This is a genomic window from Streptomyces sp. NPDC025806, assembly GCF_055558275.1.
The window spans coordinates 232,895-246,384 of sequence record NZ_JBVHMU010000010.1 but is presented as its reverse complement, the minus strand read 5'-3'; the positions used below and the strand labels follow the sequence as shown (position 1 = coordinate 246,384).

The window sequence follows — 13,490 nt, the reverse complement described above, 5'->3', positions numbered from 1 at the left end:
AGACGACAGCCGGAGCGGTGGCCGCGCGGCGACAGGAGTGTCGAATACGGAGGACATGCGAAACGGGCCCCGCGCTCGATGCGCGAGGCCCGTCCGTATCGATCAGTGGCCCGACCGGCGAACCGGCCGATGGACCGGTCCGGGAACCGGCCCGAGGACCGATCAGTAGATCGGCTTCTCCGGCTCGATCTGGTTGACCCAGCCGATCACGCCGCCACCCACGTGCACGGCGTCCGCGAAGCCCGCGGACTTCAGCACGGCGAGGACTTCCGCACTGCGGACACCCGTCTTGCAATGCAAGACGATCTTCTTGTCCTGCGGCAGGCTCTCCAGGGCGGTGCCCATGAGGAACTCGTTCTTGGGGATCAGCTTGGCGCCCGGGATCGAGACGATCTCGTACTCGTTCGGCTCGCGGACGTCGATGATCTCGATGTTCTCGTCGTCGTCGATCCACTCCTTGAGCTGCTTGGGAGTGATCGTGGCGCCGGCGGCCGCCTCCTGGGCCTCCTCGGACACGACGCCGCAGAAGGCCTCGTAGTCGATGAGCTCGGTGACGGTCGGGTTCTCGCCGCAGACCGCGCAGTTGGGGTCCTTGCGGACCTTGACCTGGCGATACTGCATCTCCAGGGCGTCGTAGATCATCAGGCGGCCGACGAGCGGCTCACCGATGCCGGCGAGGAGCTTGATGGCCTCGTTGACCTGGATGGAGCCGATGGACGCGCAGAGCACACCCAGGACGCCGCCCTCGGCGCAGGAGGGGACCATGCCCGGCGGCGGGGGCTCCGGGTAGAGGCAGCGGTAGCACGGGCCGTGCTCGGACCAGAAGACCGAGGCCTGGCCGTCGAAGCGGTAGATGGAACCCCACACGTAGGGCTTGTTGAGCAGCACACACGCGTCGTTGACCAGGTAGCGCGTCGCGAAGTTGTCCGTGCCGTCGACGATCAGGTCGTACTGGCTGAAGATGTCCATCACGTTGTCGGCCTCGAGCCGCTCTTCGTGCAGGACCACGTTCACGTACGGGTTGATGCCGAGGACCGAGTCCTTCGCGGACTCCGCCTTGGACCGGCCGATGTCGGCCTGGCTGTGGATGATCTGGCGCTGCAGGTTCGACTCGTCGACCTCGTCGAACTCGACGATGCCGAGCGTGCCCACACCGGCCGCGGCCAGGTACATCAGGGCCGGCGATCCGAGGCCGCCGGCGCCCACGGCGAGCACCTTGGCGTTCTTGAGCCGCTTCTGCCCGTCCATCCCGACATCCGGGATGATCAGGTGGCGGGAGTACCTGCGGACCTCGTCTACGGTGAGCTCAGCAGCTGGCTCGACCAGGGGTGGCAGCGACACGGGGACTCCGTTGGTCGGTATCTACGTACGGTTGTTCCGTCAGTAACACTGCCACGCCCTCCTTCATTCCGAGACACCCGGTCCGATCCGCGAGACAATCTCGTCCCAGTACCCGGGCATCGACTCCCAGGCCGTGCTCGCGCCGCCCCGTTCCGTTCGGTCGGTGAAGTAGATGGTGCCCGCGCCTTGCCAGCGCGCGATGCGCAGGGCCTCCTCGAGATGGCCGCGCGGCATGCCGTGCACGAAGTGGCAGAAGCGCTCTGGCGGGTACTCCGCCGTCCACTCCGCCACCTGCGACCAGCGGTAGTCGCTCCAGGCTCCGGAGAACGTGACCAGCTGGTCGGCGTTCTCGGCGTAGCCGGGGTAGGGGTGGGTGCCGTGGCCGAGCACGATGTACGCGTCGTCGATCAGGGCGCGCAGGGTCGTGACGGTCCGCCGGACCTCGGGCAGTGCTGCCCGCTCCGTGGGACAGCGGTCCAGATGGAAGCCGTCGACCCGGTACCAGTCGAGGTAGCGGTGGGCGTCGGAGACCAGCTCGCCGAAGGACCGGGCCCCGTAGGTCAGGTCGAGGTGACCGAGAACACGTACGCCCGCGTTCCGCAGCCGGCCCACCGCCTCCAGGCAGTGCGGGTCGGGGCGGGTCCCGGGACCGTGCGCCACATTGAGAACGACCCAGTGCAGCGGCGTCGAGGGCCGGGTCAGCTCGGCCCACTCGGCGGGGGCGACCAGCGGGTGGGCGAACCCGGGGATGCCGAAGCCGAGACGTACATCGGTGCTCGACAGGCCGGTCGCCGTCGATGTCAGATACGGCATGCCGCCTCCATCCAGATGTCGGCGAGGGATTCTTCGAGGTTGATGCGGGGGCGCCAGCCGAGCCGGTCGCGCGCGGTGCGGACGTCGGCCTGCTGCCAGCTGCCGCAGCCGTCGGGGTACGGGTACGCGGCGGGCGGGCTGTGCATCCCGTGCTCGGACTCGCCGCGCGGGTGGCCGACGGCCGGACGCAGCGCGGACGGCGGGCCGTCGAGCTCGTGCAGCGCGCCACCGAAACCGGCGACGCGGGCGAGCACGGAGGCCGCGTCCCGCAGGCGCACGGCACGGCCCGAGCCGATGTTGATCACGCCCTGGGCGGCGGACAGCGAGGCGGCGTGCACGGCGCGGGCCACGTCGCGGACGTCGATGAAGTCGCGCTGGGCGCCGAGGCCGCCGAGCTTCAGTTCGCCGTCGCCGGCCTGCATCGCGCGGCGCATCGCCTCCGCGAGCCGGCCCAGCGGGGACCCCGCGGGGGTGCCCGGGCCGGCCGGCGAGAAGACGCGCAGGACGACGGCGTCGAGGCCGGAGCCGAGGACGAGTTCGGTCGCGGCGAGCTTGCTGACGCCGTACGGGCCACCGGGGCGGGGCACCGCGTCCTCGGCGGTGGACGAGCCGGGCTGCGAGGGCCCGTACTCGGCGCCGCAGCCGATCTGCACGAGGCGGGCGCCGCAGCCGCTGCGGCGCAGGGCTTCGCAGACGGTGGCCACGGCGACGGTGTTGTGCCGCGTCAGTTCGCGGGCGCCGCCGCGGGTGGCACCGGCGCAGTTGATGACGACCCCCGGGTGGACGGCGTCCAGGAAGCGGGTGAGTGCGCCGGGGCTGCCGGTGGCGAGGTCGAAGCGGACGTCGGCGTCGTCGCCGCGGCCGAGCGCGGTGAGCTGCACGGCGGGGTCGGCCAGCAGACGGTCGGCGACGAAGCGCCCCAGGTACCCGTTGGCCCCGATCAGCAGAACCCTCATCGGTCGCCTCCCGGAGTCCGTGCTCCGTCGTGCGCTCCGCACGCCGCGCGCCGGGCGCTCGGCTCGTGGGGTGCGCGTCGACCGTGAGGTCCGGAGTATCCGGCGTTTCCGGCGCCTCCGGGAGGAGGGGTGGTCATCTGGCGTTCTCCTTCTACGTGTTGCCGTGGTTCGTCGAGTGAGCCCGCGGTGTCGGCCCCGCGGGCGGAGGGAGGTTCCGGTCATGCGCTGAGCGGGAGATGCGAGGAGGTCGCGTGCTCGGCAGCGGGCCGGTCCGGGGTCATGGGGCCGCGCCCGCCGTGGCGTCGGGACCGGCGTGGGCGGAGGCGTGGGTCAGGGTGCGGCCGGCGTGGGCCAGCAGCGCGAGCGCGGCGACGGTGCAGGCGATGGCCGGCACGACGCCGGTGCCGGCCGCGTCGACGAGCGTCTCCACGGGCATGCCGATGAAGTCGCAGCCGGGCAGCCTGGCCGCGAAGACGACGGAGACGGCCAGGGCCTCGACGGCCGCGGCGGCGCCGAGCACGACGGCGGGGGCGTGCGTGCGGCCGTGTGCGGCGAGCAGTCGGGAAAGGAGGAGCAGGACACCGAGGGAGGTCGTGCCCGCGTAGTCGATGTCCTGGTCGAGCACGGCGCCGGCCACGGCGAGGAGTGCCGCCAGGATCAGAGCGAACAGGAGGACACAGCCGAGGAGCAACGGGCGGGCGGACGCGGCGAATTCGGCGAGTCCGCGACTGGTGGCGAGCCGCCGTCGGGCACCGGCCATGAACAGATAGGCGCACCAGGTGCCGGGCGCGACGCTCACCGCGAGGGCGAGCAGGGGCGCGGTCGCCGGGGCCCAGGCCTCGTCGGGGCCGCCGGCGAGGGCCGCGGAGAGGAGGCCGTCGCCGAGCGTGGCGTAGGTGAGCAGCCACCAGACCCACAGGCCGGTCGAGGGGGCGGGCGGTCCGTCCCCGGTGCGGAGCGGGCCACGGCGCAGTGCCGCCTGCAGCACGGCGCCGACGGCGACGACACCGGCGCAGCCCAGCGCCGGCCGGACCACGCCGCCCGTGTTCTCCACCGCGTACAGGGTCAGCGCGCCCACGGCACCGGGCAGCAGGGAGAGTGCGATCCAGGTGCCGCGCGGTCCGGTGCCGCGGCCGGGTGGGGCCGTGGGATGCGGCTCGACGGGGTCGACGGTCCGGGGGACGCGTGCGTACATCTCCTCGGCGAGGGAGAACACGTCCTTGTGGCGGTAGCGGGCAGCGGTCCGGTCGGTGACGCCGCGCGCTTCCAGGCCGGCGGCGATCTCCAGCGGATCGACGGCACGCTCGCACAGGTCGCGGTGCCGGTGCATCAGCACTTTGACGGGGTCGGCTCCGGACCGGCGCTGCGGGGTACGGGAGTTGGGGCCCGTCTGCTCGGCGGGCCGCTCGACGGTACGGGTCGAGAGGGCACCGGCGCGACGCGACTCGTCACGGGGCACGCCCTGGACACCGCCCGCCGCGACTCGGGCTGCGACCGTGGTGGTGCTGGGGTCGGGGGCGGCCTGCGCGGGGGCGGCGGACTCGGAGGTGGTCTTTGCGGAGGCGGCGGATTCGGCGGTGGCCCGCGCACAGGCACCGGACTCGGGGGCGGTGTGCACGGAGGCCACGGACTCGGAGGCGGCCTGCGCGGAGGGGCCGGACCCGGGGACGGCCTGCACGGAGGCGGCGGACTCGGAGGCGGTCTCTGTGGAGGCCGCGGACTCGGAGGCGGCCTGCGCACAGGCACCGGACTCGGAAGCGGCCTGCGCAGCGGCACCGGACTCAGGAGCGGCCTGCGCGGAGATACCCTGCGCGGAAGGGTTCCGCTCGGACGCGGCGGACCGCGCGGAAATGCCCGCCGCCGGGTCACTCGGCACGCTGACCTTCTCAGCCCCGGCCCCGGCCTCGGTCACCGTCGCGCGGATGCTGTCGCCCGTCCCAGGCCAGGCACCGGCCCCGGCCCGGGCAGTCGCTTCAGCCCCGCTCCTGCCCTCACCCCCGCCCTCGGCCCGGGCAGTCGCTTCACCCGCGCTGACGCCCACGCCCTCACCCGCGGCTGCGGCATCGATCGCACTCGGCAACTCACCCTCCGGGCCGACCAGTTCGCCAAGAGCAGCGCCAGCGCTCCGGCTCGGATCCGTCACGGCCTCACCCCTCGGCGAGGCCGCCTCGGACGAGTTGGGCAAACGATCCGCCCCGGCACTGGGGGACGCGTCCAGAGCGCCGTCGGGCGTCCAGGCGTCGGCCCCGACGGATGCGTCGGGCACATCGGTTCCGACGCCGCCCATGGGGGCCACGCCCTCGCGCCCGCTCATGCCTCACCCTTCCCGCAGCCAGGGGTGGCCCCGGCCAACTGTTCGTACTGCTCGCGTTCGCGGTCCCCGGCGAGGGCGTCGCCCTCCGGGTGGGAGCCGGGCACACCCAGCGCCTCGGCCTGGGCCTTGGCCAGGGATACGGCCCCGAGTCGGGGGTCCGCGCCCGGACCCGGTTCGGCCCAGCCGGGCATGCCCGTCGCTTCGGGGCGCCCCGCGCCCGCGAGCCAGGCACCGCCGACGGCGCCCGTGGCCGGGGCCGTCCACCGGCCGGGCACGTGGGCCTCCAGCGGGTGGGCGAAGGGCAGAGGCTCGCCCGAGTCGTCCAGGGCCTCCCGGCGGACGGGGCAGCGCGACACGATCTCCAGGTAAATGCCGCGAAATGCCGCGACGTTCTGTTCGACGGTGAAGAGCTCCAGGGCGCGGGCTCGGGCCGCGGCGCCAAGCCGTTCGCGGCGCGCGGGGTCGCGCAGCAGCGCGACGCAGGCCTCGGCGAGCGCCCGGGGGTTGCGCGGCGGCACGACGAGTCCGGTGCCGCCGATGACCTCGACCACGGCGCCCACGTCGGTCGACACGGTGGCCCGCCCGCAGAACATGGCCTCGACCAGGCTGATCGGAAAGCCCTCGACGACGCTGGACAGGACGACGACACTGCCCGCGCCGTAGGCGTCGGCGAGGTCGGGGGCCTCGGGGCTGCCGAGCTCCTCGAAGGAGACGGGATTCTCACCGACGGAGTGCAGTCCTTCGGCCTCGTCGGGGAAGAGCTGCGCGGCGAGGGCCTTGCAGTGCCCGAGATAGGTCTCGGCCCCCGTCTCGCCCGCACCCGTGAAGCCCGCCTCGGCCCGACCCGCACCCCCGGCACCGCCTACGCCGCTCACACCGCCGCCTGCGCCGCTCACACCGCCCGAGCCACCGAAGCCTCCCAGGCCACCCGCACCACCCGCGCCGGCCACACCCCCCACGACTCCCCCGGCCGAACCCCCGGCCCCTGCACCGAACGGCATCGCGCCCATCGGCATCGCACCCACGATCCGCAGCCGCGCCTTCGGTTCCTCCTTGCGGATCTCCGCGAAGGCGTGCAGAAGGGAGATGAGGTCCTTGGACGGTTCGATGCGGCCGACCCAGACGAGCGTGTCGGGCTCGCCCGGCTCCTCCCGCTCACCGACCTCGGCGAAGCGCGAGGCCTCCATGCCGGGGTGGACGGTGCGGAGCTTGGCGCGGTCGGCGCCGCAGCGCTCCTGCCAGCGCCGCGCATGGGTGTTGCCGGGCGTGATGAGCGCGGCCTCGCGGTAGATCTCGACGGCGAGGCGGCCGTGGAAGGCCGCGAGCAACGCCCGTACAGGTGCGCTGAGTTCGGCGTCGCCGGCGGCGATGTAGCGGGCCCGGAGCCGGACCCCGTACTCGGTGACGAGCAGCGGGACGCCGAAGAAGCGCTTGGCGACGAGTCCCGGCAGCGCGGCCGAGCCGCCCGAGGTGGCGTGGCAGAGGTCGACGGCACCGAGCCCGCCGCCCCCGGCCGAACCGGCAGCGGAGGCGTCGTCGTACCAGTCGAGGGAGAGCGGACGCAGTGCGCGCTCCAGGTGCCCGGTGAAGGCGAGCAGGTCGGGGACGCGGGCGGCCCGGACGGCGCGCTGCGCTCCGGGCGCACGACAGGCGCGCTCCAGGATGCGCACGGCGGCCTCGGAGCGCAGCGCCGGAGCCAGCACGCCCTCGTCGCGGGCCAGCTCGGCGAGCCCGTAGAGCGCAGAGGCGAAACGGTCCGCCTCAACATCAGAGACACCAGGCTCGTCGGTGACGTCAGAACCGCGAAAGCCACTGGAGCCGACAGAACCACCGGCGCCGCCGGAGCGCACGATCGCCGTCACGAGCTCCCCGTAGAGCGTGGCGAAGCGGCGGCGGGCACGTCGCCCGATGGCCGGGCCGAGGGCGCCATCGTCGGCACCGGTCCACAGCGGCGCGGTCCGCACCCGGCTGACCTGCGGGGGGAGTTCGATCCAGCCCGCGTCCTCCTGCGCCTGGCTGCGGCTGAGCGCGTAGATGTCGAACTCGTGCTGCTCGAGCCCGCGCACAAGCCGGTCGCACCAGAGTCTGGCCTCGCCGCTCACATACGGATAGCCACCCTCGGTCAGCAGTCCGATGCGCACGCGCACACCCCCGATCTCCCTCTCGGTGAGCCGCCGTTGACCCGGCGGCTCGCAGCGGGACGAACGTATGCGGACATGCCGGTGGCGCGATGGACGGTTGTCCATCGCGCCACCAAAAGGGGTGAACGGCCGTAACTTTCCCGCGCGCGTGACGTTCTGTCGCACTAAGAGATCAAAGCGCTACAGAAAGCTACGGAGCGTCAACCCTTGGGAAACACCCAGGGGTTGGGCCGGCAGGTGATGCCGTCGGCCTTCAGGAACTTGGTCTGCTGCTGCATGACGGGGGCCAGGGCGCCGTTCCGCGTGCACGTCACGTGATTGAAGCCGAGCCGGTGGCCGACCTCGTGATTGATGAGCATCTGGCGGTACGGGAAGATCGCCTTGTCGTGCAGGGCGTCGTCGTACGGCTTCGCTCCCTGCGCCCAGCGGTACGCGTTGATCATCACGCGCTCGGTGGCGGCCGAGTCGCACGACACGTTGTCCTCCGTCGTGTCGAGGCCCGACTTCGCGCACCAGTCCGCGGTGGTCCCGGGGCTGGCGAGCGTGATGACGAACTGCGCCTCCTCGCCCTTCCCGACGCGCTCGAAGGTGCGCTCGCCGCCGTGTGCCCAGCTCCGCTTGTCGTTCAGGGTCTTCTGCACGGCGTCGGCGAACAGCTTGGCGTCGAGACCGAGGCCCTTCTCCACGTCGACGCGGTAGCGGAACTTCTCCCCCTTGCCGGGCGCCGCCGCACCGTCGGGGATCGACTCGAACGCGCCGGAGCCCTTCAGGTCGGCCGCGAGCGGGTACTTCTTCGCCATCTTCTGCTCGTACGTGAGGGGGGCGACGCGGGCCGGTGCGGTCGGCGTGGCCCGGTCGTCGGAGCGGGAGGCGGAACCGCCCTGGCTGCGGGCGCCGTCGGCGGACCCGGCCCGCGCATCGCTCCCGGAGCCGCGGTCCCGGTCGGCGACCTGCCCCGCGACAACGATGGCGAGCACGGTGGTGACCGCCGCCGCGGCGATCCCCGTGAAGGTCATCCCCTTGCGGCTGCGGCCCCGGGCCGGCTCCGGCGGCAACTCGTCCGAGGGGAGCGGCGGGTACGCGTCCCAGTCCGAGACGGACGCGTACGGGTCGGCCGGGTACTGGTCGGAGGTGGGCGCAAGGGACGCGTACGGGTCGGGCCGGTACGCGTCCGACGCTCCGGGCGTGCCGAGGAGCGTGCGGCCGGCCGCGGACGCGGCGTGGCCGGCGGTCGCGCCGACGCCGTCGAACGCGTCGACGTACTCCTGACGCGGGCTCGGCAGCGGTCCGGTGCCGGGGCCTTGCGGTCCGCCGGGCGGGACCACGGGCGGAACAGCGGTGTGGCCGCTGCCCCGGGCCGTCGGCGCGGCCGGAGCGGCCGGCGCGGGCGGGCCGCCCCAACCGCCGCCCGGCTCATGCTGCTCGGGGTGGCCGCCACGGACGTAGGGCGCGGCCGGGCGGACCGGCCCATGGGCACCCGGCGACGACTGGAAAGTCGACGGGTAGGTCGACGGGTAGGCCGGCGGGCGGGAAGAGTGAGCGGGCTGCGACGGCTCTCCGGGCGACCGGTACGCCCCCTGGGGCGGCTCGGCGGCCGTCCGGCGTCTGCGGCCGCTGCCCGGCCGGGGCGCCGCCTGCGCCATGGGCTCGGCCGGCTTACCGGCCCGCTCGCCGCTCTCTGCCGGTCCTCGGCGGCTATGCCGTCCCACAGGCCGCCTCAGCTCCCCGGATTCGTACTGTGCATTTTCGCTTCGTGTGTCGACGCCTGGTCACGCGTCGGCTTCTCGTCCTGTGTGGGCGCACCACGTGACGCTCTCACATCACCCGCCGCCCCGTTCAACGTCTCCGTGTCCGACAGGAGTTCCCGGAACGCGGTGGCGACCGTCTCCGGGTACTCCATCATCGCGACGTGCCCCGCGTCGGGCAGGGTCAGCAACCGCGCGTCGCGGAACGTTCTGGCCGCGCGCGCCGCCATCCGGTACGACACCAGCAGGTCCCGGCCGCCGTAGACGAGCAGGGTCGGCGCGAGCACGCGCTCGGCCTGGCGCCACAGTCCGTGCTGGCCGCCGAGCGTGTACGCGTTCACCACCCCGCGCGCGGAGCGGGCCATCGCGTCCCAGAAGTAGGGGAGCTTGAGGCGCCGCTCCATCTCCTCGACGGCGGCGCGGAAGCCCTCCGGCGAGACCCGGTTCGGGTCTCCGTAGCAGAGCGCCATCACGCCGCGGACCCGCTGCTCCGCCGTCCATTCCCTGGTCAGCCGGGTGAAGAGGGAGGCGACGCCGGGCACGGCGAGCAGGCCGGTCGGCACGGCGGTGCGCTGGACGCGGATCTCGGGCAGCGCGGGCGACACGAGCGTCAGTGTGCGCACGAGGTCGGGCCGGACGGCCGCCACGCGCGTGGCGACGGCGCCGCCCAGCGAGTTCCCGAAGAGATGGACGGGACCGCGGCCCTGTGCGTCGAGATAGCGGATGACGGCCCGGGCGTGTCCGGTGACCGAGTAGTCGCCGTCGTCCGGCGGCGGGGAGTCGCCGAAGCCGGGGAGGTCGACGGCCTCGCCGTCCACCACGTCGGCGAGCAGCGGCATCAGCGCCGACCAGTTCTGCGAGGAGCCGCCGAGGCCGTGTACATAGAGGGCGGGCGGCAGTCCCTCCCGCGTGGCGGGGCGCGAGCGGACCGCGAGCGTCAGCCCGGGCAGCCCCACCGAGCCCATCCGCTCGCCGTCCGCGACCCGGACGCCTCCCGGAACGGACACCGTGTCCACGGCGGACGGCACGCGCGGCGACTCGGTCGAAGACATGCGGGATATGTTACGAGACGATCACGCACTGGTTCGTGTGTTCGCCGTCACAGCCCACATAGCGCGCCGTTCCTCTGTCTCCTACGCTCGATTCAGGGCACCCGCCCACGTGGAACAGTGAGGAAGGGAGCCATTCATGACGGTCGACCCCAGCGATCCCGAGACCTTCACGGAGCGCGGCGACACCACGGAGATCGACGTGGAGGCCCCCGAGGCCGACGCGGCCGAGCAGCACGCGGATCTCGCTCCCGACCGGGACGATCCGCCGGCCGGCGACGCCGACCCCGACACCGCGAACGAGGCGGACCGCGCCGAGCAGGCCCGCGTGGTGGCGCTCGACGAGGACGACTACCGCTGACCCCGCCCCGCACGACCGTCAGGCGAACGGACGGCCGGTGATCCGGCATGTCCGCAACCAGCACGAAACCCCACACAGCGACGTCGGCAGCCGGATGCGTACAAGCGGGCGGCCACATGTCGGGCGACGGTATATACCGCTTTCCCGTGACAAGACCGCTACGCGCCGCTTTCACTGCCGTCCGGTCCGTGAAATTCTGCGCCTGCACCGCGCACATCGCAGTTACCCAAAAGTACGATGACGACGCGGCGCACACCGCAACGGACGATTTTGGGAGGCGGCGTGACAGCCACCGAGCAGACGGAGGCGGCGCGCCCGAAAGGCACCCGCCTGCCGCGCCGTGCCCGACGCAATCAGCTCTTGGGCGCGGCCCAGGAAGTATTCGTCGCACAGGGCTACCACGCGGCCGCGATGGACGACATCGCGGAGCGTGCCGGAGTCAGCAAGCCGGTGCTCTACCAGCACTTCCCCGGCAAGCTCGACCTCTATCTGGCGCTCCTCGACCAGCACTGCGAGTCGCTGCTGCAGTCGGTGCGCACCGCGCTGGCCTCGACGACGGACAACAAGCAGCGCGTCGCGGCGACGATGGACGCCTACTTCGCGTACGTGGAGGACGAGGGCGGCGCGTTCCGGCTCGTCTTCGAGTCGGACCTGACGAACGAGCCGGCGGTGCGCGAGCGCGTCGACCGCGTCAGCATGCAGTGCGCCGAGGCGATCTCCGACGTGATCGCCGAGGACACGGGCCTGTCCAAGGACGAATCGATGCTGCTCGCCACCGGCCTCGGCGGCGTCTCCCAGGTGGTGGCGCGCTACTGGCTGTCCAGCGCGAGCCCGGTGCCGCGCGACAAGGCGGTCGAGCTGCTCACGTCCCTGGCGTGGCGCGGCATCGCCGGCTTCCCGCTGCACGGCATCGAGCAGCCCTGAGCCCTCGACCGAGGGCATCGACGGCGCCGGGCGCCCCTGTAATGGGGCGCCGCGTCGTTTTGTTCCCGCCCCGCTGTTCGCTCTTGGCGTGTGGCAAGGGCACCGGGAGCCTCGCCTCACCGGGCTAATCTTTGCTGGGTACGGCGCGGTCGTCCGCGCACATCACGGATCGTCGGAGGGACAAGGCCGTGGAGGTCAAGATCGGCGTGCTGCACACGCCCCGCGAGATCGTTCTGGAGAGCGATCAGTCCGCCGAGGAGGTCGAGGGCGCCGTGTCCGAGGCACTGTCCGGCAAGTCGCAGCTGCTCTCTCTGACGGACGACAAGGGCCGTAAGGTCCTCGTCCCCGCCGAGCGTCTGGCCTACGTCGAGATCGGCGAGCCGGCGGTGCGCAAGGTGGGCTTCGGCCCGCTGTAGCGGCTTCGCAGCAGATACGGATTTCCGGGGAAGGGCCCGGTGACGCTCGCCGTCACCGGGCCCTTTCGCGCACGCGTCCCCCGGTGGCCCGGCGCCGGTCGCGTCCGGAGCAGGGCCAGGGCGCGCACACAGGACAGCCACAGGGGGAGGGTTGCGTTCCGGGGCCCAGGGGTAGACCCGCTAGGACCGATTCGCACCGGCCGGCCGCGCGGGAGGGACCCACCATCATGCTGCTCGAGGCTCTCGGCTCCGCACTGCTCGGCCTGGCGCTCGCCCTCGCCGCCGCACGCCGGCTCCCGCACCGGCTGCCGGCTCCGCGTCTGGTGCTGCCCACGGGCGTCGCCGGTGCGCTGTTCGGGGCGTTCGTGACGCACAGCGCGCTCGGCCCGGGCCACGCGCTCGCCACGCTCGGGGGCGCCCTCGTGCTGGCGGTGGCGCTGTTGTCGCTGCTGCTGCGCCCCACCCGGGGCGGAGCCCGGCGGCTGAGCCCGAACGCCCAGTAGCGCCCGGGCCCGCCGCGAGAAGCGAGAACGAGAAGCGGGAAACGAGAACCGGGAAGGGCGTCAGGCGGCGAGGCCCAGCGCGGCCATCCGCTTGGTGTGCGCCTCGGTGATCCGGGAGAACATCTTGCCGACCTCGGCCAGGTCGAAGCCGTCGGCCACGCCCCCGACCAGCATCGTGGAGAGCGCGTCGCGGTCCGCGACGACCCGCTGCGACTGCGACAGGGCCTCGCCCATCAGCCGCCGCGCCCACAGCGCGAGGCGCCCGCCCACGCGCGGGTCGGCCTCGATGGCCGCCCGCACCTTCTCCACGGCGAACGAGGCGTGCCCCGTGTCGTCGAGCACGGCCAGCACGAGGGAGCGGGTGTCGGAGTCGAGCCGGGCCGCGACCTCGCGGTAGAAGTCCGAGGCGATCGAGTCGCCCACGTAGGCCTTGACCAGGCCCTCCAGCCAGTCCGACGGCGCGGTCTGCCGGTGGAAGCCGTCGAGCGCGGCGACGAAGGGGTCCATGGCCTCGGTCGGCTCGGCGCCGATCGCGGAGAGCCGGTCGCGCAGCTGCTCGAAGTGGTGGAACTCGGCGGACGCCATCTTCGCCAGCTCCGCCTTGTCGGCGAGGGTCGGCGCCAGCTTCGCGTCCTCGGCGAGCCGCTCGAACGCCGCGAGCTCGCCGTACGCGAGCGCGCCCAGCAGGTCGACGACCGCGGCACGGTAGTTCGGGTCCGCGGAGGCGGTGGTCCAGTCCTGGGCCGCGATTCCGGTCGGCGCGGGGGTCGCTTCGGTGGACGGCGTGGCGTTGTCAGACGTCTCCATGCAGCGCACAATAGCCCGCTCGCGGGGTCCGGTAAGTCCCTGGTCATGGAGTGTGACGACGACTACGTGACCAAATCGGCCATCGCACATGCGCGTTTCCGGGGTATGGTGGTAAAGAGC

At 73.0% G+C, this 13,490-nt stretch carries 12 protein-coding genes; 4 read left to right on the top strand and 8 right to left on the bottom strand.

Annotated features, from left to right (window positions below):
* Positions 1-162 precede the first annotated feature (162 nt).
* From moeZ to ACZ4E1_RS23980, 7 genes are all read right to left on the bottom strand, one after another.
* Positions 163-1,341, bottom strand: coding sequence for an adenylyltransferase/sulfurtransferase MoeZ (moeZ, locus tag ACZ4E1_RS24010; RefSeq protein ID WP_188336994.1), 1,179 nt, complete (start codon positions 1,339-1,341; stop codon positions 163-165).
* Positions 1,342-1,404: 63 nt separating this feature from the next.
* A complete protein-coding gene (locus ACZ4E1_RS24005; protein WP_467542371.1) occupies positions 1,405-2,154 on the bottom strand; it encodes a spherulation-specific family 4 protein in 750 nt (249 codons plus the stop codon).
* Positions 2,142-3,110, bottom strand: coding sequence for an NAD-dependent epimerase/dehydratase family protein (locus ACZ4E1_RS24000; protein WP_467542369.1), 969 nt, complete (start codon positions 3,108-3,110; stop codon positions 2,142-2,144). The genes ACZ4E1_RS24005 and ACZ4E1_RS24000 overlap by 13 nt, the downstream gene beginning before the upstream one ends.
* Positions 3,111-3,387: 277 nt before the next feature.
* Positions 3,388-4,986: a hypothetical protein gene (locus ACZ4E1_RS23995; RefSeq protein WP_467542367.1), complete on the bottom strand. Its 1,599-nt coding sequence runs from the start codon at positions 4,984-4,986 to the stop codon at positions 3,388-3,390.
* Between the two features lie 434 nt (positions 4,987-5,420).
* Positions 5,421-7,565: a DUF3492 domain-containing protein gene (locus ACZ4E1_RS23990; RefSeq protein WP_467542533.1), complete on the bottom strand. Its 2,145-nt coding sequence runs from the start codon at positions 7,563-7,565 to the stop codon at positions 5,421-5,423.
* Positions 7,566-7,765: 200 nt separating this feature from the next.
* Complete coding sequence (locus ACZ4E1_RS23985; RefSeq protein WP_467542365.1) at positions 7,766-8,890, bottom strand: DUF3152 domain-containing protein; 1,125 nt, start codon at positions 8,888-8,890, stop codon at positions 7,766-7,768.
* A 392-nt stretch (positions 8,891-9,282) separates the two neighbouring features.
* On the bottom strand, positions 9,283-10,362 hold the full coding sequence (locus ACZ4E1_RS23980; protein WP_467542363.1) for an alpha/beta fold hydrolase: 1,080 nt from the start codon (positions 10,360-10,362) through the stop codon (positions 9,283-9,285).
* Positions 10,363-10,498: 136 nt separating this feature from the next.
* Between ACZ4E1_RS23980 and ACZ4E1_RS23975 the strand changes: the two genes are divergently transcribed.
* The 4 genes from ACZ4E1_RS23975 to ACZ4E1_RS23960 all read left to right on the top strand — a co-directional run bounded on the left by ACZ4E1_RS23975 (position 10,499) and on the right by ACZ4E1_RS23960 (position 12,563).
* Positions 10,499-10,720, top strand: a complete 222-nt coding sequence (locus ACZ4E1_RS23975; RefSeq protein WP_399127963.1) for a hypothetical protein — start codon at positions 10,499-10,501, stop codon at positions 10,718-10,720.
* Between the two features lie 282 nt (positions 10,721-11,002).
* The gene (locus tag ACZ4E1_RS23970) at positions 11,003-11,644 is read left to right on the top strand and encodes a TetR/AcrR family transcriptional regulator (protein WP_467542361.1); all 642 of its coding nucleotides are present in this window, start codon (positions 11,003-11,005) and stop codon (positions 11,642-11,644) included.
* A 188-nt stretch (positions 11,645-11,832) separates the two neighbouring features.
* Entirely contained in the window at positions 11,833-12,060 is a 228-nt protein-coding gene (locus tag ACZ4E1_RS23965; RefSeq protein WP_188337001.1) for a DUF3107 domain-containing protein, read from the top strand.
* A 227-nt stretch (positions 12,061-12,287) separates the two neighbouring features.
* Positions 12,288-12,563, top strand: a complete 276-nt coding sequence (locus ACZ4E1_RS23960) for a hypothetical protein (protein WP_467542359.1) — start codon at positions 12,288-12,290, stop codon at positions 12,561-12,563.
* A gap of 60 nt (positions 12,564-12,623) precedes the next feature.
* Here the strand turns inward: ACZ4E1_RS23960 and ACZ4E1_RS23955 are convergent, their stop codons facing one another.
* Positions 12,624-13,370 (bottom strand): ferritin-like fold-containing protein, encoded by a 747-nt coding sequence (locus tag ACZ4E1_RS23955; RefSeq protein ID WP_467542357.1) that lies wholly within the window; start codon positions 13,368-13,370, stop codon positions 12,624-12,626.
* Positions 13,371-13,490 lie beyond the last annotated feature (120 nt).